Here is an 18,070-nt window from a genome sequence, read left to right as displayed (position 1 = left end):
GTATGCCAGCGCCCGCGGGCGATTCAGTCGAAGCAGGGCGCGGCGACCGCCTCGGCGCCGATCGCCTGCAGGCCGGTGCCGATCAGCGCGGGCGCGGCTTCACCGGCAGGCTGCTAGCCGTCGCGCAGTGTGCTGGCGGCGACCTGCAGCCAGCGGAGCTCAAGCTCTGCCGCCGTCTGTGGCCGGCCGAAGAAATAGCCTTGGAACAGCTGGCAGCCGCGTTCGCGCAGCAGGCCGAACTGATCGGCAGTTTCGACACCCTCGGCGATCACATCCAGGCCAAAGCGCTGGCCGATCGCCAGCATCGCTTCGACCAGGGCGGCGTCGTTGGGGTCGGTGGTTATGTCGCGCACGAAGCTCTGATCGATCTTGATCGCATGCACCGGCAGTCGCTTCAGATACGACAGCGAGGAATAGCCGACGCCGAAGTCGTCCACCAGTAGACGGAATCCGGCCGTGCGCAGCCGCTGCAGATTGCAGATGGCGTCTTCGCTGTCGTCGATCACCGCGCCTTCGGTGATCTCCAGCGCCAGGCGCCGGGCTTCCACCCCGCTGTCCTCCAGGCGGGCGGTCAGACGCTCGACGAAATCCGCCTGCTTGAACTGGCGCGGGCTGATATTGATGCTGAGATAGTGCAGATCGCCGAGCAGACCCATCGACTGCCAGCGCACCAGGGTGCTCAGCGCTTCTGCGATCACCCACTCGCCGATCGCGATGATCAAGCCGGATTGTTCGCACAGGGGGATGAACTCGGCCGGCGACACCGCACCACGGCGCGGATGCTGCCAGCGCAGCAGGGCCTCGGCGCCGACGAAGCGACCGTCGGGGTCGACGATCGGCTGATAGTGCAGATTCAGCTGATGCAGATCGATCGCCTCACGCAGATCGGCGTCCATCGCGTGGCGGTACTCGATCCGTGAGACCAGTGCCGGCTGGAACAGCTGGACCAGATTGCGGCCGTCGGCCTTGGCCTGGTACATCGCACTGTCGGCGTGGCGGATCAGGGTTTCGATGTCGTCGCCATCTGTCGGGAACATCGCGATGCCGATGCTGGCGCTGAGCCGGAAGGCTTCTCCCAACACCTGAACCGGCTCGCCGATAATCTCCCGCAGGCCTTCGCCGAAGGCACGCGCTCGGGCGGCAGCCACGCCGGGCGAGCCCTCGAGGCCGACCAGCATGGCGACGAATTCATCGCCGCCCATGCGTGCGATCAGGCTGCCTTCGGGCATCTCCCGGCTCAGCCGCTGGGACAGTTCAATCAGCACCGCGTCGCCGGTGGAATGGCCGCGGGCGTCGTTCAAGTTCTTGAAGTTGTCGAGGTCGATGAACAGCAGTGCGCCATGGCTGTCGCCGTCGCGGTTGGCGTCAAGCTGGCGCTGCAGGCTTTCGATCAGAAAGCGCCGGTTCGGCAGCGCGGTCAGCGCATCGTGGCGGGCCATGAAGGCGGCCGCACTCTCGGCCAGCTCGCGGGCATGGATGTCCACCTGCAGTTCGGTGTTGACCCGCGCCAAGTCGCGATAGGCGGTTTCGAGGTTGGTCCGCATCGCCTCCAACGCGCCGACCACGCGATCGATCTCGTCGTGCGCGCCGCCGGTTTTGCGGCGCTCGATGCGAAAACTGACGTCGGCATTGCGCACGTCGTAACGGCTGGCGGCATCGGCCAGCCGCACCAGATGCCGGGTCACCAGATTGTTCACCACCCACAGCAGGAACAGCGCGATCAGCAGGGTCAACGCGATCTGCGCCAGCGCGCTGCGCAGGGCGCGCTGCAGCAAACGCGACTCGACCGCAGCGGTGTCGAACTCGATGCGCAGCTGCGCCAGCTGCACGGCGGAGCCACCGCGTTGGAAGCTGATCGGGCGTTCCCATACCAGAGCGCTGTGCACGCTGGGGTCGCCGATCCGCAGCGCGCGCTGGCGATCGCCGTCGTCGAAAAAAACCTGGCCCTGCTGCGCCCGCAGCTCCACTGCGCGCACGTCCGGCAAGGACAGTATCCCGCGTAGCAGCACATCCACCTGCGAGCGGTCCAGATTCCACACCGACAGCGCCAGCGCGCTGCCGGTGCTTTCAAGAATCTGCTCGACGCGTTGCTCAAGCAGGCGCAGCTCGGCGCGCCGTTCGATCCAGGTTTGCAGTGCGGACAGCACCACTGCGACCAGCAGGCTGAACAGCACCACGTTCAGCGCCAGCCTGCGGCCCACCCCTGCGGTTGCCACGGATTTGGGTGCGGCGGAAGCAGTGGGGCTCGGCGTCGGCGGATCGCGCATGCTGGCTCGCTCGTGCGTCGGCTGCGGTCCGAGAACTGCGGACGCGCATGGCCTGAAGTAAGGGCAAGCAAGCAAGGCCTGTGCCCGCAGATGCTGAGCTTCCAGGCTGGTTGGGGCGCTTCAGCCCGGTGGTAGTACCCGCGTGCGCCGCATGGCCGGCCAGCGGCCATAGGTCAGGCCGCGCCAGACTGCTTCCATCGGCCCGTAGTTGAAGCTGCGCAGCCACAGCGGTGAAAGCAGCAGCTGGGTGGCGAAGATCACGAATGCGATCTGCACCTGCTGCCAGCGGTCGACCTCGCCATACCAGCCCAGGCCATAGCCGTAGAACAGCAGGCCGCAGAGCAGCGACTGCAGCAGGTAGTTGCTCAACGCCATGCGCCCGGCTGGCGCCAGCAGGCTTAAGCATCGCGCGCCGAGGCGTGTGTTGAACAACAGCACGAAAGCGGCGAGGTAGGCGAGGGCGAGCGGCAGGTTGGCCAGCGCCATCACCCCCGCTGCCAGCAGGGCTCGATCGAACCCGGTCAGCGGATCGAAGTGGCTGCCGATGCCGAGGCTGGCGTTCGCCAGCACACCGCCGATCGCCGCACCGGACAGCAGCAGGCTGACCCAGAAGCCACGGTGCTCGGCGGCGCGGGTGATACGGCCGGAGCGCAGCAGCCAGCCGCCGAGCAGAAACACGCCAAGCGCCATCGGCACCTGGAACATCAGCATCTGCTCGAACATGTAGCCGAAGTAGTCCTGGCCGCGCAGCGCACTGATCTGCAGGTAGCTGCCAGTGGCATAGATCCGCGCGGCCTCGATCCCCTTGGCGGCTTCCTCGACCATGTACGCCTCCACATCGACGCGCGCTTCAGCCGGCATGTAGCCCATCGACCAGCCCATCAGCACCCAGCTCAGCGCCACCAGCAGGTACAGCCCGACGCCGCTGATCCACAGCGCCTTGCCCTGCACCTGCGCGAACGGCAGCAGGCACAGCGCCGTGATCGCATAGGCCAGCAGGATGTCGCCGGGCCACAGCAGCACGATATGCAGCAGTCCGAACACCGCCAGCGCCAGCGTGCGCCGCAAGTAAAGCGCAGTGAACGGCCGATCGCTGCCGGCAAGCCGCGTCTGCAGCAGCGCGAAGCCCATGCCGAACAGCAGCGCGAACAGCACCCAGAACTTGCCCTGCACGAACACATACACGGCCCAGGCGGCCACTCCCGCGGGCCCGCTGGCGTCTTCCATGCCGCTCATGAAGTCCTGCAGCGGGCGGCTGAAGAACTCGATGTTCATCAGCAGAATGCCGAGCAGGGCGAAACCGCGCAGTGCGTCCAGCAGTGCATGTCGCTGTTCGGGGGATCGTGGTGCAGCGGATGTGTCGGACATGAATGAGCGTCGGCTTGGCTGTGCGGCCGGCAGTGTGCCGCAACGGCAGTCACGCGAGGCCACCGCGTGCGAGCATTGCTGTCGCCGTGGTCATCCACGGTCGACCCGGCGGCGCCGGGCTCATTCGTTCAAGCGAGGATTTGCCGATGCCACTGTTTGCCGATGCCCTGGTCGGGCTGATCGCCCTGCTGCACGTGTACATCCTGGTTCTGGAGATGTTCCTGTGGGACACCCCGACCGGCCTGCGTGCGTTCCGGATGACGCCTGAAAAAGCCGCGATAACCAAAGTGCTGGCGGCCAATCAGGGCTTGTACAACGGCTTCCTGGCGGCTGGTCTCGGCTGGGGCCTGTGGCTCGGAGCAGAAGGCTATGCGGTGAAGCTGTTCTTCCTCGGCTGCGTGCTGGTGGCCGGTCTGTACGGCGGGCTGACGGTGGGCCGCAAGATTCTCTACATCCAGGCGGTGCCTGCTGCAGGGGCGATCGCGCTGCTGCTGTTCGCGGTCTGATGACAGCCAGTCCGACCTGCGCCAGCGGTGGCCGCGGAGCGAGCGCTCCGCGGCCACCGGCTTGCATCAGAAGGTGCTGGTGAACTCGATGCCCCACACCCGCGGCTCGTTGACGAAGCCGGTCAGATTGTTGAAGTCGATGCCGCCCACGGCCACCAGCCGGTCGGTGATATTGCGGCCGAACAGGGCCAGCTCGTGCTTGCCGTACTCCCAGCTGTAGGCGACTCGCAGGCCGCCTTCCAGCAGTGACTTGCCGCGGAACTCGGCAGCTTCGTAGAGGAAGAAATTGACCTCGCTGCGGTAGCCCCAGTCGGTGTAGATGTAGATCTCGTCCTCGCCGACCGGAATGCTGTAGCGCGCGGTCACGTTGGCCACGTTCTTCGGCGCCTGCGGCAGCGGATTGCCGTAGATCGACACCGTGCCCGGCGCGCTGCCGGCCGGGTCCAGCACCGTGCAGCCACCGCCGCAGGGAGCGATGGCGAGCCCGCGGTCGCGGATCTCGGTGTCGTTGAAGCTGTAGCCGAAGCTCACCAGCAGCTGCTCGCTGAGGTAGGCGTCGAGGTCGATCTCGATGCCGCGGCCGACCGACTTGTCGGCATTGATCAGGGTGTTGAAGTTGGCGTTGCCGCCGACGGCGGTCAGCTGCTGGTCCTTCACCGTGTAGCTGAACGCCGCGATATTGAAGCGCGCGCCACCATCCAACAATGTCGACTTGTAGCCGAGCTCAAACGAATCCACGGTTTCGGAGTCGGCCACCGAGATCGTATCGCCGAACAGCAGTCGACCCTGGATGCTCGGCGCCCGGAAGCCGCGGGCATAGCGCGCGTACATGCTGCTGTCGGCATCAATGAACCAACTCGCCGACAGGTCGCCGCTCAGGTTGGAATCGCTTGGATTGATGCTGAGCAGCGGGGTGGTGCCAGCACCGATCGGGCTCGCCAGGCGCTGCGCGGTGAAGTCCTTGTCGTCGCGGGTGTAGCGCAGGCCCGCATTGAGCTGCACTGCGTCCGACACCGCGTACTCGGTCGAACCGAACAGCGCCCAGGCCTGGTTGCGCTGGGTCTGCACCGCATAGCCGTTCTGCGCCCCGCTGAAGGTGTTGAAGTTGAAGCTGTCGATGGTGATGTCTTCATCGAACAGGAATACGCCGGCCTGCCAGTCCAGCGTGCCCCAGTCGTTGGACGCGAATCGGAACTCCTGGGTCAGCTGGCGATGCTCGGGCAAGCCGTCGGCAGACTGCGCGTCGAAGGGGATGAAGCCCGGCCCGAACGGCGGCGCGTAGCTGGCGCCAAAGCCGCCGTCGATATCGCCGCGAGAAAAGCTGTCGAGGGTCTCGTAGCCGGTGACCGAGTACAGGGTCACGCGCCCGAGGTCGAAGGACAGCCGCGCGCTGGCGCCCAGGTTGCGCAGCTCGGTTTGGTTGGCGCCATCGATGGCGACCACGCTGCGGCGGAAGTTGTCGACCAGGTCGTTGGTTCCGGGCTTGAACACATTGGCGCGGAACAGCCGCGCGGTGCCGTCAAGGTCACGCAGGTGGATGTTGAAAAGCGCGCGGGTGGCGTCCGAGGGTTCCAACAGCAGCTGCGCGCGGCCGGCGAACTCGCGGTAGCCCTCGTACTGGTCGCTGCGGCGGGTGAAGGCGTTGTCGACCCAGTCGCTGCGGCGCTGGTACAGGCCGGACACACGCGCTGAGGTGGTCTCACCCAAGCCGCCGCCAATCGCGCCCTCGGCATTCACGGTGCCAAAGCGGCCGTAGGAGAGCTGGCCATAGCCGCTGCGATCCTGTGCCGGCTGCACCGACTCGAACTTCAGCACGCCGGCCGGCGTATTGCGGCCGAACAGGCTGCCCTGCGGTCCGCGCAGCAGCTCGATCCGATCCAGGTCGAACAGCGGGAATCCCTTCAGCAGCGGGTTCTCCTGCACCACTTCGTCATAGATCAGCGAGACCGGCTGCGAGGCGTTCAGATCGAAATCGCCGTTGCCAAGACCGCGCACATAGAAGCGTGGAAACGCGCGGCCGAACGAGGACTCGATGTTCAGGCTGGGCAGGCGGAAGGCCAGGAAGCGGATGTCTTCGCCGCCGGAGCCGAGAATATCGAGCTTCTCTGCGCTGACCGTGGTGATCGCCAGCGGGATCTTCTGCGGGTCTTCTGCGCGGCGCTGTGCGGTGACCGTGATGGTGTCGAGCTGAGCAGGATCGGTGGCAGTGTCCTGGGCGCTGACGAGGGCGGGCAGGGCCAGGCTCAGCGCGAGCGACAGCGCGGTCCGGCGGAAGGGCTTCGACATGGGAACCTCGGAAGTTGGGGTGGACGTGTCCGGACGCAGCCTGCGCTTCACGCAGGGTGAGGAAAAACCCAATGCTGCATTGCGGCGTGCAACCAGGGCAAGTAGCAGCATCGCCGATCCGATGTATGCAAATCGCTTGCTCAACGGTGGCGCTCCGGTCGGTGGATGGCGGCGCGGGCCTCGCGGCGGGCAGCGATGATGGCGATGGCGGCGTTGGCGGTTATCATCACCTCGCAGCAGGGGCTGCCGATCAGCACCACGCAGGTCACCATCGGCGCGGTTCTTGGCATCGGCTTCCTGCGCGAGTCTCTGAAAGCCAACTGCGAGCGGATCATCGCCGAGATCGAACAGCACCACAGTGAGAATGGCAGCGAGCAGCACGAGATCGAAGCTTTCCTCAAGGAGCGCGAGGCCGGCTCTCGCACCGACGATTGCAGCTCGCTCGGGGAGATCAGGCAGCGTGGCGAATGCGGCGAAAGCAGTTTTTCAAAGGCTGAGCGAAAAGGTTCGCGCAGGGTGCATTGCGAAGCTCTGGAGCGCACCGTGAAGATGCGGCTGATCGCCGCGTGGATGATCACCGTGCAGGCCACCGCGCTGATCTCGACGACGATGTTCTACACCACGGTCAAAGGCTGATGGACTCAGCCACGCCGACGCTGCATCTGCACTGGCGCGCTTTTGGCGACCCGCATGCCGAGCACTTGCTGCTGGTGCACGGGCTGGGCTCAAGCGGCGCCGACTGGGCCTTTCAGGTCGGCCCGCTGGCCGAGCACTTCCACGTGCTGGTGCCCGACCTTCCCGGTGCAGGCCGCAGCCCTGCACCCACGCAGCATTCGATCGCCGGCTATGCCCGCGCCCTGCTGGCGGCGCTGGACCGTGCCGGCATCGAGCGCGTGCATCTGATGGGATTCTCGCTGGGCGGCGCGGTCGCGCTTGAGCTCGCCCTGCAGGCGCCGGCGCGCGTGCGTCGCCTGATGACCATCAACAGCCTGCCCAGCTACCGCGCCGACACCTGGCGCAAGCGCTGGGAGCTGCACGGCCAACTCAGCCTGGTGCGCGTGCTCGGCCTGCGCAACACCGCCCGGATGGTGGCGACGCGGCTGTTTCCGCATGCGCACCAGGCCGCCATGCGCACGCGCGTGGTCGATGTGTTCGGCATGCAGTCAAAGCAGAACTATCTGCGCCAGGCGCGCGCGCTGGCAGCGTGGTGCGCGCGCGCTCGGCTCGATCAACTCGAAGTCGAAACCCTGGTGCTGGCCGCCGAACACGACTACACCCCACTGGCCGAGAAGCAGGCCTTCGCCAAGCGCATCGGCGCGCAGCTCGTGGTAGTGCGGGGTTCGCGCCACGGCACGCCCTTCGACTCGATCAGCGCGACCAACACGGCAGCACTGGCCTTCTTCCGCGGCCACGCATTGCCTGAGGTGTTGTTCAGCGACAAACCGGAATCCGTGCCGCTGTCGCCGCCGGAGATTCTGGCGGCGCTCCAGTAGCAGAAGCGCGTGAATCAGGCGGATTCGCAATGAGACGTTCGGAGAGTGCACGAACGCCGGCTGCTTGCAGCCTGCTTGAATGGGTCACCTGGTGCCGAAGGGGGGACTCGAACCCCCACTCTGTCGCCAGAAACGGATTTTGAGTCCGCCGCGTCTACCGATTCCGCCACTTCGGCAGGTGACCCACAAGGCCGCGCAGTATAGCAGCGGCGTTGCGTGTGCGTGAGAGCCGCGAACGGTTCAGATCGGTGCGGCCAGGAAGTCTTCGATCAGCGGGCCGAAGCGTTCGAAGTCGACCAGGAAGGCGTCGTGGCCCTGCGGCGATGGCAGGGCGGCGAAGCGGGTGTCGGTGCCGCTGCGGCGCAGGCCTTCGGCGATCTGGGACTGCTGCTCGATCGGGAACAGGATGTCGGTCTCGACCCCGATCACCAGCGCCTGCTGCAGCCGGATGCGGGCGAGGCCGCGCAGCACGTCGCCCTCGCCGTCGCTGCGGCCGTATTCGGCGGTGTCGAACCAGTCCATCGAGCGCGACAGGTACAGGTAGCAGTTGGGGTCGAACTGGCGGATGAAACGGCGGGCGTGGCCTTCGAGGTAGGACTCGACCTGGAATTCGTGGCCGAAAGGGTCGTCCTCGCGCAGTTCGCCATCCAGCCGCACGCGGCCGAAGCGGCCGTGCCATTCGAGCGCGGAGCGATAGGTCAGCACGCCCAGCTTGCGGGCGATGCGCATGCCGGATTCAGGATAGGCATCGTCGCTGTAGTCGCCGTTGTTCCACTGCGGATCAAGCCGGATCGACTCGCGCTGCAGTGAGCGCACGGCAATCGAGAACGGCAGCGCATGCGCCGCGCCGCAGACGTTCAACATGCGGCGGGCCGACAGCGGATGCTGCAGCAGATAGGCCAGCGCGGTCATCCCGCCCATCGAGCAGCCGACCACGGTATCGAGTTGGTGGATGCCGAGGCCATGCACCAGTGCGAACGCGGCGCGTGCGCCATCTTCGATCGAGAGTTCGGGGAAGCTGAGCAGCCAGGGCTGGCCGGTGGCGGGGTCGATCGAGGCGGGGCCACTGCTGCCGCGACAGCTGCCGAGCGAGTTCACGCAGATCACGAACCAGCGTGTGGTGTCGATCGGCTTGCCGGGGCCGAGCATGGCTTCCCACCAGCCGGGTTCGGGATTGTCGGCATGGGCGGCTGCGTGTGCGCTGGGCGAGAGCCCGGTCAGGATCAGCACCGCATTGCTGCGCTCGGCGTCCAACTCGCCCCAGGTTTCATAGGCGAGGCGGCCGCCGTTCAAACAGCCGCCGCGCTTCATCATGAAGGGCGAGGGCAGGTCGAACCAGCGGGTGCCGGGCGGGATGAACTCGGTCACGGCAGCACGCGGTCAATGAGCAGATCGACCTTGCCGATGCCGACGGGCTGGGGATCGAGCAGGCCTTCAAGGTCGCCGCTCTGCGGGGCCGCGTTGCCGCTGGCCGAGATGCGCGCGCCGATGATGACTTCGGTCTGGCTGGACAGATTCATGCCCGCGATCATGCCCATGCTGTTGTCCAGCACCACCGTGGCCGGCAGGGCCGAGGCCGGCATCCGCTGGATTGCCAGCGGCGCGCGCGAGCCCTGCGGTGCGCGCGCGAACACGAACAGCACGGCATCGGTCGGCACCGCCGAGGCGATGGCGGGATCCAGGCTGACATTGACTTCGATACGCGGCCCGGCGACGGCATCGGTCGACGCGCTGGCCGTTGCTGCGGCGGGCGCTGCAGCCGCAGGCGCCGCCAGCATCGGTGGCACTGCTGGCGCGGAGTCGCGCAGCGGCGGCAGGCCGGCCTGGGCGCGGGCGTCATTGATCTGCTTGGTGAGCGCATTGCGTGCCGACGCATCCGCCGGCATGTCGGCCAGCAGGGCTTCCCACAGTTCCACCGCTTCGGCGGGGCGGCCGCCCTGCATCGCCGCAATGCCCAACAGCCAGCGCGCGCGCGGATTTGCGGGATCGCGCGTTTGCGCCTGCTGCAGCAGGGCCAGCGATTCACCGCCGAAGCGACGCTCAGGTGTGGCAAGAGCCTTGGCTTCGGCGTAGTCGATCAGAATCTCGACCTCGTCCGGCGCCAGCGCATGGGCGCGTGCGAGCGCTTTCTCGGCGTCGGCGAAGCGCTCCTGATTGCGTCTTGAGCGGCCCAGCAGCACCCAGCCTTCGATATCGGTGGGTTCGGCCTCCAGCCGGGCTTCAAGCGCGACGATCGCTTCCTCCATGCTGGCGGGTGTCGCTGCCGCGGTCGCGACCGCGGCAGCGGGGTCCAGTGCGTCCGGGTTGCCGACCCACAGATAGAAGCCGACGCTGAGCGCCGGCACCAGCACCGCCAGCAGCAGGATCAGGCTGGCGCCCGCGGGTGCGGCAGCGAGCGGCGCCGGGCCGAGCGCGTTCAAGCGTTGCGCGAGTTCGGCGTCGTCCAAAGCGCCTGCCGCGTGCGCAGCGCGCAGGGCGCGGCGCTTGTCGGCGGCAGGGTCAAGCACGGGCGGTTTCAGCAGGGGACGCAGCACAAAGGCCAGCGCAGCGATGCCGAGCACCGCGGCCAGAATCCAGAACATGGGTTTACCACTCCTCGTCGTTGTCGGGCGCCGGGTTCTTGAGCGCCGCGCTGCGCTTGCGCACGATCACGAATACGGTGATGCCGCCGATCAGCAGCAGCGCCACCGGGCTCAGCCACAGCAGGGCATTGCGGGCATCCAACGGCGGGTTGTAGAGCACAAAGTTGGTGTAACGCTCGGCCAGGAAATCCTTGATCTCCTGATCGGTCTTGCCGTCCTGCATCAGCTGGAACACTTCGCGCCGCAGGTCCTGCGCGATCATCGCGTCGGAGTCGGCCAGCGATTGGTTCTGGCACATCACACAGCGCAGCTGGGCGGCCAGTTTGCGAAAACGGTCTTGCTCGGCCTGATCGCGGAACGGCAGCGGGTCGATGGCCAGCGCCGCCAGGCTGATCAGCAGGCCGAGCAGTCCGGCAAGGATGCGCGTCACGGGGTGGCTCCGGTGGCATTCGCCGCGGCCAGGCGCGGCAGGATCTCGGCTTCGACATCGGCCCAGGTCAGCGGGCCGATGTGCTTGTAGTGGACGTTGCCATCGGCGCCGATCAGGAAGCTCTCCGGCGCGCCGTAGACGCCGTAGTCGATCGCGGTGCGGCCCTCGAAGTCGACCACGATCAGCGCATATGGATCACCGAACTGGGCCAGCCAGCGCAGTGCATCGGCGCGTTCGTCCTTCCAGTTGAAACCGATCACCGGCAGCTGGCCGCTGCGCGCGAGTCGCTCAACCACCGGATGCTCATCGCGGCAGCCCGGGCACCAGCTGCCGAACACGTTGAGCAGGTAGGCGCGACCCTTGAGCTCGCTGCTTTCGACCATGCGATCGGGCTCGTGCAGGCTGGGCAGGCTGAACGCGGGCGCCGGCTTGCCGATCAGCGGCGAGGGGATCTTGTTCGGGTCACGCACCTGCGCCAGCCAGATTCCGGCGGCCAGCAGCACCGCCAGCAGCAGGAAGGCGAGCAGGGGCAGCACGCGCTGGATCATGCGCGGGCACCAGCGGGCTCGCTGCCGACGGCAGCAGTGGGTTGGGGGCTGGCAAGCTGCGGTTCCGCCGCCGGCACGCGGCGGAAGCGGCGGTCGAATGCCACCACTACGCCGGCCAGAACCATGAACAGCGCGCCCAGCCAGATCCAGCGGATGAACGGTTTGACATAGACCCGCACCGACCACGATTCGCCCGTGCCGAGCGGCTCGCCCAGGGCGACGTAGAGGTCGCGGGTGAAGCCCGGGTCGATCGCGGCTTCGGTCATGATCTGGCCGCCGCTGCGGTAGGCGCGCTTTTCTGGATGCAGGGTGGCGATCAGCGTGTCGCCGCTGAACACCTGCACGGTGCCGCGATCGGCCTCGAAGTTCGGGCCTTCGCGATGCGCCACGCCCTGGAACTCGAAGCGGTAGCCGCGCAGCTCGGTGGATTCGCCGCTCTTCAGCGCCAGGTCGCGCTCAATGCTGGTGCTCTCGACCAGCAGTACGCCGGCGACGAACACGCCGATACCGAAATGCCCCAGCACCATGCCAAGCATTTCGGCGGTGAAGCGGCGGCCGGTGCTGGCGCTGCGAATGCGCTGCCAGACGAAGGCAAGCGTGCCGACCATGACCCAGGTCGCGCCGGCCACGCCGGCCCAGGCCTTGAGCCCACCGTCGTCCATGAAGAACACTGCCAGCGCGGTCGTCAGCACGGTGGCCGAAAGGCCGATCTTGATCAGCGGCACAAAGCGGCCGACGTACTCCTGCTGCCAGCGCGCGAACGGGCCGAACGGCATCAGCGCGATCACCGGCACCATCAGCGCCGTGAACAGCAGGTTGAAGTAGGGCGGGCCGACCGACATCTTGCCGAGGTTCAACGCGTCGGCGAACAGCGGATACAGGGTGCCGATCAGCACCATCGCCGCCGCGGCGGAAAACAGCAGATTGTTCAGCAGCAGCAGGGTATCGCGCGACAGCGGGGCCGAGGGTTTGCCGCGCTCGATGCCGCCCGAGCGAAGCGCGTACAGCAGCAGCGAGCCGCCGACCACCACCAGCAGGAAGATCAGGATGAATACGCCGCGCTCGGGGTCGGAGGCGAAGGCATGCACCGAGGTCAGCACGCCCGAGCGGACCAGGAATGCGCCCAGCAGGGACAGCGAGAACGCAGCGATCGCCAGCAACAGGGTCCAGCCGGCGAAGCTGCCGCGCTTCTCGGTGACTGCCTGCGAGTGTATCAGCGCAGTGCCGACCAGCCAGGGCATGAAACTGGCGTTCTCGACCGGGTCCCAGAACCACCAGCCGCCCCAGCCGAGTTCGTAATAGGCCCACCAGCTGCCGAGGCCGATGCCGAGGGTGAGAAAGGACCAGGCGACATTGGTCCACGGCCGACTCCAGCGCACCCAGTTGGCGTCGAGCTTGCCGCCGAGCAGGGCAGCGATCGCGAACGCGAACGCCACAGCAAAGCCGACATAGCCGGCATAGAGCATCGGCGGGTGGATGATCAGGCCGGGGTCTTGCAGCAGCGGGTTGAGGTCTCGGCCCTCCAGCGGCGCCGGCAGCAGGCGCTCGAACGGGTTGGAGGTGATCAGGGTGAACAGAAGGAAGCCGACGCTGACCCAGCCCATCACCGCCAGCACGCGGGCGACGACCTGCAGCGGCAGGCTGCGGCTGAAGGCGGCGACTGCAATTGTCCAGGCAGACAGGATCAGCACCCACAGCAGCAGCGAGCCCTCGTGCGCGCCCCAGACCGCCGAGATCCGGTACAGCATTGGCAGCAGGGTGTTGGAGTTCTGCGCCACGTAGGCGACCGAGAAATCCTGCTGTACGAAGGCGGCGGTCAAAGCCAGGTAGGCGATGAACAGAAACACGAACTGGCCGTAGGCGGTCGAGCGTGCGGTGGCCATCATGCCGGTGTGGCCGCGCCAGGCGCCGTACAGCGGCAATGAGGACTGCACCAGCGCAAGTACCAGGGCCAGCACCAGGGCGAAATTACCAAGCTCGGGATACATGAGTTGCTGCCTGTGGGTTCGGGAGCACGCGGGCCGCGTTAGTCGATGTCGGCCGCGGCAAGCAAAGAGACTTACGGAGCGCCGCTGCCTGCGGCGGCCTGCGGCGTGATCGCTTGGTCAGCCCCGGTGGGCGTTTCCAACGGCTGGTTTGCCTGATCCTTGAGCTGCTGGGCCCGCGCGATCCGTGCCTGGGTCATCTTGTCGGCGACCTCGGCCGGCATATAGGTTTCGTCATGCTTGGCCAGCACCTGATCGGCTATGAAGATGTTCTCTTCGATCCGACCTTTGGCGATCACGCTCTGGCCTTCACGGAACAGATCGGGCAGCACGCCGCGGTAGATCACCGGGTACTCGGCCTCGCGGTCGGTCACGGTGAAGCGATACTCAACCTCGCGGGTGGCCTCGACCCGGCCGCTCTGGATGCTCTCTTCGAGCACCACGCCACCGATGCGGAACACACCTGTCGCTGGCGCTTCGCCAGCGATCACCTCAGACGGCGAATGCAGGTAGTTGATGTTCGACTGCAGAGCCAGCGCGATCAGACTGCCGGCAACCATGCCGGCGCCGAGAATCAGGCTGGCGACGATCAAGCGACGCTTGCGGACGGAGTTCATGGCGGTGCGCTCAGGGGACGGGGTTTTCAGCGGTGGTTGCAGCACGTGCGGCCTCGCGGCGGCTGCGCAGGGCAAGCTCGCGTTTCAGGCGTGCCAAGCGCAGGGCAGGCAGCAGAAGGTCCCAAAGCAGGAAGCCGAGGAACAGGCCGTAACAGGTCCAGACATGGGCGGCGTACTCGCCGAGATCCAGCAGTTCGCTCATCCCGCACCGCCCAGGGCGCGTCGCACCCACTCTTTGTTGCGTTCAGCATCGGCGATCGCGAAGCGGGTCCGCGCCAGCAGCGAAGCGAGGAACCACAGCTTGGTGCCGAAGGCGAGCGCGATTAGCGGCGCCAGCATGCTCGGGTCCATGGTTGATTCTCCAAACAGCTTGATGGTGGCACCCTGGTGCAGGGTGTTCCACCACTTCACCGAGAAATGCACGATCGGCACGTTGACGAAGCCGATCAGGGCCAGAAAACAGGCTGCACGCGCGGCGGCGCGGCGGTCCTCGATGGCGGCATACAGGCCCATCACGCCGAGATACAGAAACAGCAGCACCAGCTCAGAAGTCAGACGTGCGTCCCAAGTCCACCAGGTGCCCCACATCGGCTTGCCCCAGATCGCGCCGGTCAGAAGAGTGATGGCCGTGAAGGCGGCCCCGATCGGCGCGCAGTTCATCGCCAGCTGCTCGGAGAGCTTGATCCGCCAGACCAGGGCGATGAAGGCATTGATCGACATCACGCCGTAGATGAACAAGCTCATCCACGCAGCCGGCACGTGCACGAACAGAATCCGGAAAGTGTCGCCCTGCTGGTAGTCGGCGGGAACCTCGAACAGGCCGGCCCAGCAGCCCCACAGGATCATCGGTATCGCGACGCCGTACAGCCAAGGCAGGCAGCGCCCGGCGAAGGCATAAAAGTTGGGCGGCGAGCCCATCGTGTGGAACCACAGCAGCACGGGATTCATGTCATCGCGATCCGAAGCGCGGTCGCCGTGGCCAGCGGCGCCAGGATAGTCAGCAGGGCGAGGCCCGCACCCAGCAACAAGAGGGCGCCCTGATACGACAGGCCTTGCGCCGCCGCCGCCACGCATCCCGCACCGAGAATCAGAATCGGCACGTACAGGGGCAGGGCCAGAAGCGCAAGGAGCATACCAGAGCGTCGCATGCCGACAGTCAAGGCCACCACCACGCCACCGACCAGACTGAGCAGTGGCGTACCGATCAGCAGGGAGTACATCAGCACCGGCAGCAGGCCTTCACGCAGGTACAGCAGTTCGGCCAGCAGTGGGGCTGCGATGAGCAGCGGCAGCGCGGTGGTCAGCCAGTGCACCAGTACCTTGCCGAACAACATCAGCGCCAGTGGCTGCGGTGCCAGCAGCAGCATTTCCAGGCTGCCGTCCTCAAGATCGCTGCGGAACATCGTGTCCAGCGACAGCAGCCCGGCCAGCAGCACGGCGACCCAGACCACGCCGGGCGCGATCAGGCTCAGAGTGGCCTTTTCGGGACCGATTGCGAGCGGAAACAAGGTGGCGACCAGCAGTGCGAACACCACCGGGTTCAGCGCATCGCCGCGGCGTCGCCATACCAGCAGCAGGTCGCGGCGCAGCAGGGCGCCGAAAGCGGTAAGGGCGGAGGACTCAACCATGGGTGGGCTCCTCGGCGGCATTCGCGGCCTCGGTCTGCGGATCAAGGCTGAGGGTGCGGGTGCGCACCGCACCGGTGGCATACGCGCCGTGGCTGGTGATCAGCGCCGCACCGCCGCGGCCCAGGTGATGGGCCACCAGTCGGTTGACCAGATCGATGCCTTCCAGATCGAGATTGGCGTAGGGCTCGTCCAGCAGCCACAGTCGTGAGGGCACCAGCAGCAGCCGCGCCAGCGCGAGCCGCTTCTTCTGCCCGGCCGAGAGCTGGCGCGCCGGGCTGTCCTCGAACCCAGCAAGTCCCACGGCCGCCAGCGCACTGACCGGCGAAATCCCCTGGCGCTGGCCGAACAGGCCGCGCGCGAAGCGCAGATTCTCCTCCGCCGTCAGCTCGCCCTTGTGCCCGAGAAGGTGCCCGAGCAGGGCACAGGCGCGCGATATCGCCTCGCGGTCGGCCGGTTCGCCGTCGATCGTCACCGTGCCGGCCTGTGCTGACAGCAGGCCTGCCAGCACACGCAGCAGGGTGGTCTTGCCGCGCCCGTTGGCGCCGTGCACCAGCACCGCCTCGCCGGCGTCGACGTGGAAATCGAGCGGGCCGAAAATCGGCTCGTCATTGCGTGCAAAGGCCAGCCCGCGCACTTCGAGCAAGGGCGGCGGGGCCGGGTGGTCAGGCGATCGTTCAAGGGAAGGCGGAGTCATCAGGGCGCCGATGCTACCGGTGGCAGACGAAAGCGTCGATGCGCGGCGTCATTGCAGAGCGCCTGCAGATGTGAAGCAGCCCGCGGTTTGGTCAAGCGTGTACCGCCCGTCGCCGCCGAACGGTTGTGTGGTGCTTGATCAGGCCCGCTGCGCGGCGACGATTCAGCCGCGCACCCGCACCCGCACCGCTTCACACCAGCGCTCCGCCATCGCCGGCGAGGTCACGCAGACGGCGCGCTCAGTCGCCACGCGCACCGCGCGCTCCAGCAGCTGGATATCGGCCTCGTGCTGGCGCGCTACATGCGGATCCTCAAAAAACACCACGCGCTGGCAGCGGTCAGCCAGCACCAGTTCGGCGATCTGCGCGTCGCCGCCCAGCGGGCCGCTCTGGTAGCGGTCGGCCCAGGCTTGATCCGCCGGCCAGCCCTTGGACTGGGCGAGCTGATTCAGCCGACCGCCAGTGGTACCGGTGGCGATGCGCCGCTTGAAGCGGCTGAGCAGATCGAAGTGCCGATCGGCGAAATCGTCCATCAGCGCCTTGCGCGAGTCGTGAGCGATCAGGGCGACAGTCTGCTGCTCGAAGTCGAACACCGGGTCGGCCTGAGCGGTGGCACCGAGGCCCGCCAGTACGCGCTCGATCTCGACCCACTCGACGGCGCCGGCAAGGGTCGACACGAAAGGCTTGTCGTGGGTCACGCATTGCCGCTTCAGTGCCTGCGCTTCGGGATAGTTGGAGGACGGATCGACCGGGTCCATCAGATAGAACGCGCCGTCCAGCGCGGGCGCGATCTCGGTGCCGCCGGCGATGCCAGAGACCAGTTTCATCAGGCCGCCGTCGCGGCCCATCGGATAGCGGACCAGGCCGGCGTGGTCGGGCAGGGCGCGCCGTGATTCGATCACATCAAAGGTCCGGCCGACTGCGTAAAGGCCCAGCTCCAGTGCGCGGATGCTCTCGCCGGAGCGCTTCAGCCAGCGGAACAGCAATGCGTCCGGGCCCTCGTGGTGGCGGCGATTGGCGGCAAGTCCGAAGCGCAGGGGCATGGCGAAGTCTCGATCGAGGAAGGGTCCGATCGTAGCCGTATCGACGTTGTGTCGTAGCGGCAAACGCGCACGGCCCCGCATTGCGGGGCCGTGTGTTCGCGATCACCGCAGGCGGTGCAGCTCAGCGCCCGCCCAGGCCAATCGATGTTCGCAAACAGCTGAGGGGGACGAGCACCAAAGGCCATGAGGCGCCGTCATGCGGACGCCTCACGGATGGGTTGCAGGACGGCAACTCGTCAGTACGCAACCACGTAGCCGGCGGCGACGGCAGCGGCGCCGACATCGTTGCGCGGATCGTTTTCAAGCCATGAGGTCAAACCCGGGCTCTTCAGGATGTACGCGCCATTGCGGAGACTGGTGAAGTTGCTGTCGTTCTTGTAACCGCCATGAAAGTACGCTGGATTGCGGTACTGGAAGCACAAGTTGGACTTCAACCAGCAGGCGCTGTCGTATCTGATAAAGCCATCACCATCGGTGAACAGATAGCGCGATGTGTAGCCCCTACGCGCCTACACTCCACGAGACAGTGACGCAGCACGTTATCTCTCATTCTAGGGCGGCTTTGTTCGGAGACTCCCATGCCAAAGCCGTTGCGGGTTCGCCCGCCAGAAACATCTTCCGCCGT

18 protein-coding genes and 1 tRNA gene are annotated in these 18,070 nt (G+C 66.7%); 3 read left to right on the top strand and 16 right to left on the bottom strand.

Annotation, left to right across the window (positions count from 1 at the left end; translation table 11 throughout):
- Positions 1 to 113: 113 nt before the first annotated feature.
- Positions 114 to 2,267 carry a putative bifunctional diguanylate cyclase/phosphodiesterase gene (locus ACIQ7H_RS17240; protein WP_395793776.1) on the bottom strand — a complete coding sequence of 718 codons (2,154 nt, stop codon included), beginning with the start codon at positions 2,265 to 2,267 and terminating at the stop codon, positions 114 to 116.
- Between the two features lie 120 nt (positions 2,268 to 2,387).
- Positions 2,388 to 3,635, bottom strand: coding sequence for a DUF418 domain-containing protein (locus ACIQ7H_RS17235; protein ID WP_395793774.1), 1,248 nt, complete (start codon positions 3,633 to 3,635; stop codon positions 2,388 to 2,390).
- Positions 3,636 to 3,781: 146 nt separating this feature from the next.
- Between ACIQ7H_RS17235 and ACIQ7H_RS17230 the strand changes: the two genes are divergently transcribed.
- Positions 3,782 to 4,141 carry a DUF1304 domain-containing protein gene (locus ACIQ7H_RS17230; RefSeq protein ID WP_395793772.1) on the top strand — a complete coding sequence of 120 codons (360 nt, stop codon included), beginning with the start codon at positions 3,782 to 3,784 and terminating at the stop codon, positions 4,139 to 4,141.
- A 66-nt stretch (positions 4,142 to 4,207) separates the two neighbouring features.
- Here the strand turns inward: ACIQ7H_RS17230 and ACIQ7H_RS17225 are convergent, their stop codons facing one another.
- Positions 4,208 to 6,427, bottom strand: coding sequence for a TonB-dependent receptor (locus tag ACIQ7H_RS17225; protein WP_395793770.1), 2,220 nt, complete (start codon positions 6,425 to 6,427; stop codon positions 4,208 to 4,210).
- 165 nt (positions 6,428 to 6,592) lie between these two features.
- Between ACIQ7H_RS17225 and ACIQ7H_RS17220 the strand changes: the two genes are divergently transcribed.
- Positions 6,593 to 7,063: an inorganic phosphate transporter gene (locus ACIQ7H_RS17220; protein ID WP_395793768.1), complete on the top strand. Its 471-nt coding sequence runs from the start codon at positions 6,593 to 6,595 to the stop codon at positions 7,061 to 7,063.
- Positions 7,063 to 7,920, top strand: coding sequence for an alpha/beta fold hydrolase (locus ACIQ7H_RS17215; protein ID WP_395793766.1), 858 nt, complete (start codon positions 7,063 to 7,065; stop codon positions 7,918 to 7,920). Before ACIQ7H_RS17220 ends, ACIQ7H_RS17215 begins: the two co-directional genes overlap by 1 nt.
- Positions 7,921 to 8,009: 89 nt before the next feature.
- Here the strand turns inward: ACIQ7H_RS17215 and ACIQ7H_RS17210 are convergent.
- The 13 genes from ACIQ7H_RS17210 to ACIQ7H_RS17150 all read right to left on the bottom strand — a co-directional run bounded on the left by ACIQ7H_RS17210 (position 8,010) and on the right by ACIQ7H_RS17150 (position 17,879).
- Positions 8,010 to 8,096: transfer RNA gene (locus ACIQ7H_RS17210), tRNA-Leu, on the bottom strand.
- Positions 8,097 to 8,160: 64 nt separating this feature from the next.
- Positions 8,161 to 9,288, bottom strand: coding sequence for a homoserine O-acetyltransferase (locus ACIQ7H_RS17205; RefSeq protein ID WP_395793764.1), 1,128 nt, complete (start codon positions 9,286 to 9,288; stop codon positions 8,161 to 8,163).
- Positions 9,285 to 10,502, bottom strand: coding sequence for a tetratricopeptide repeat protein (locus ACIQ7H_RS17200; RefSeq protein ID WP_395793762.1), 1,218 nt, complete (start codon positions 10,500 to 10,502; stop codon positions 9,285 to 9,287). Before ACIQ7H_RS17200 ends, ACIQ7H_RS17205 begins: the two co-directional genes overlap by 4 nt.
- A 4-nt stretch (positions 10,503 to 10,506) precedes the next feature.
- Entirely contained in the window at positions 10,507 to 10,932 is a 426-nt protein-coding gene (locus ACIQ7H_RS17195; RefSeq protein WP_395793760.1) for a cytochrome c-type biogenesis protein, read from the bottom strand.
- A complete protein-coding gene (locus ACIQ7H_RS17190) occupies positions 10,929 to 11,477 on the bottom strand; it encodes a DsbE family thiol:disulfide interchange protein (RefSeq protein WP_395793796.1) in 549 nt (182 codons plus the stop codon). The genes ACIQ7H_RS17195 and ACIQ7H_RS17190 overlap by 4 nt, the downstream gene beginning before the upstream one ends.
- Positions 11,477 to 13,468 (bottom strand): heme lyase CcmF/NrfE family subunit, encoded by a 1,992-nt coding sequence (locus tag ACIQ7H_RS17185; RefSeq protein ID WP_395793758.1) that lies wholly within the window; start codon positions 13,466 to 13,468, stop codon positions 11,477 to 11,479. The genes ACIQ7H_RS17190 and ACIQ7H_RS17185 overlap by 1 nt, the downstream gene beginning before the upstream one ends.
- 71 nt (positions 13,469 to 13,539) lie before the next feature.
- Positions 13,540 to 14,082, bottom strand: coding sequence for a cytochrome c maturation protein CcmE (locus tag ACIQ7H_RS17180; RefSeq protein WP_395793756.1), 543 nt, complete (start codon positions 14,080 to 14,082; stop codon positions 13,540 to 13,542).
- A 10-nt stretch (positions 14,083 to 14,092) separates the two neighbouring features.
- The gene (gene ccmD / locus ACIQ7H_RS17175) at positions 14,093 to 14,284 is read right to left on the bottom strand and encodes a heme exporter protein CcmD (protein WP_395793754.1); all 192 of its coding nucleotides are present in this window, start codon (positions 14,282 to 14,284) and stop codon (positions 14,093 to 14,095) included.
- The gene (gene ccmC, locus ACIQ7H_RS17170; RefSeq protein ID WP_395793752.1) at positions 14,281 to 15,030 is read right to left on the bottom strand and encodes a heme ABC transporter permease CcmC; all 750 of its coding nucleotides are present in this window, start codon (positions 15,028 to 15,030) and stop codon (positions 14,281 to 14,283) included. Before ccmC ends, ccmD begins: the two co-directional genes overlap by 4 nt.
- Positions 15,027 to 15,731 (bottom strand): heme exporter protein CcmB, encoded by a 705-nt coding sequence (gene ccmB, locus ACIQ7H_RS17165; RefSeq protein ID WP_395793750.1) that lies wholly within the window; start codon positions 15,729 to 15,731, stop codon positions 15,027 to 15,029. Before ccmB ends, ccmC begins: the two co-directional genes overlap by 4 nt.
- Positions 15,703 to 16,404, bottom strand: coding sequence for a heme ABC exporter ATP-binding protein CcmA (ccmA, locus tag ACIQ7H_RS17160; protein WP_395793748.1), 702 nt, complete (start codon positions 16,402 to 16,404; stop codon positions 15,703 to 15,705). Before ccmA ends, ccmB begins: the two co-directional genes overlap by 29 nt.
- A gap of 162 nt (positions 16,405 to 16,566) precedes the next feature.
- Positions 16,567 to 17,439: a methylglyoxal synthase gene (locus ACIQ7H_RS17155; protein WP_395793794.1), complete on the bottom strand. Its 873-nt coding sequence runs from the start codon at positions 17,437 to 17,439 to the stop codon at positions 16,567 to 16,569.
- A 242-nt stretch (positions 17,440 to 17,681) separates the two neighbouring features.
- Positions 17,682 to 17,879 carry a hypothetical protein gene (locus ACIQ7H_RS17150; RefSeq protein WP_395793746.1) on the bottom strand — a complete coding sequence of 66 codons (198 nt, stop codon included), beginning with the start codon at positions 17,877 to 17,879 and terminating at the stop codon, positions 17,682 to 17,684.
- Positions 17,880 to 18,070: the final 191 nt, after the last annotated feature.

This window comes from Aquimonas sp., assembly GCF_044377145.1.
Lineage (GTDB): Bacteria > Pseudomonadota > Gammaproteobacteria > Xanthomonadales > Xanthomonadaceae > Aquimonas.
Note: the sequence above shows the minus strand (reverse complement) of the source record. Positions and strands in the feature narration are given on the sequence as shown.

Coding starts and splice junctions, on each gene's coding strand:
- ccmD (WP_395793754.1), bottom strand. CDS start 14,284: ATGAGCGAACTGCTGGATCTCGGCGAGTACGCCGCCCATGTCTGGACC.
- ACIQ7H_RS17185 (WP_395793758.1), bottom strand. CDS start 13,468: ATGTATCCCGAGCTTGGTAATTTCGCCCTGGTGCTGGCCCTGGTACTT.
- ACIQ7H_RS17230 (WP_395793772.1), top strand. CDS start 3,782: ATGCCACTGTTTGCCGATGCCCTGGTCGGGCTGATCGCCCTGCTGCAC.
- ccmB (WP_395793750.1), bottom strand. CDS start 15,731: ATGCCGCCGAGGAGCCCACCCATGGTTGAGTCCTCCGCCCTTACCGCT.
- ACIQ7H_RS17200 (WP_395793762.1), bottom strand. CDS start 10,502: ATGTTCTGGATTCTGGCCGCGGTGCTCGGCATCGCTGCGCTGGCCTTT.
- ACIQ7H_RS17180 (WP_395793756.1), bottom strand. CDS start 14,082: ATGAACTCCGTCCGCAAGCGTCGCTTGATCGTCGCCAGCCTGATTCTC.
- ccmA (WP_395793748.1), bottom strand. CDS start 16,404: ATGACTCCGCCTTCCCTTGAACGATCGCCTGACCACCCGGCCCCGCCG.
- ACIQ7H_RS17220 (WP_395793768.1), top strand. CDS start 6,593: ATGGCGGCGCGGGCCTCGCGGCGGGCAGCGATGATGGCGATGGCGGCG.
- ACIQ7H_RS17225 (WP_395793770.1), bottom strand. CDS start 6,427: ATGTCGAAGCCCTTCCGCCGGACCGCGCTGTCGCTCGCGCTGAGCCTG.
- ACIQ7H_RS17215 (WP_395793766.1), top strand. CDS start 7,063: ATGGACTCAGCCACGCCGACGCTGCATCTGCACTGGCGCGCTTTTGGC.
- ACIQ7H_RS17240 (WP_395793776.1), bottom strand. CDS start 2,267: ATGCGCGATCCGCCGACGCCGAGCCCCACTGCTTCCGCCGCACCCAAA.
- ccmC (WP_395793752.1), bottom strand. CDS start 15,030: ATGAATCCCGTGCTGCTGTGGTTCCACACGATGGGCTCGCCGCCCAAC.
- ACIQ7H_RS17235 (WP_395793774.1), bottom strand. CDS start 3,635: ATGTCCGACACATCCGCTGCACCACGATCCCCCGAACAGCGACATGCA.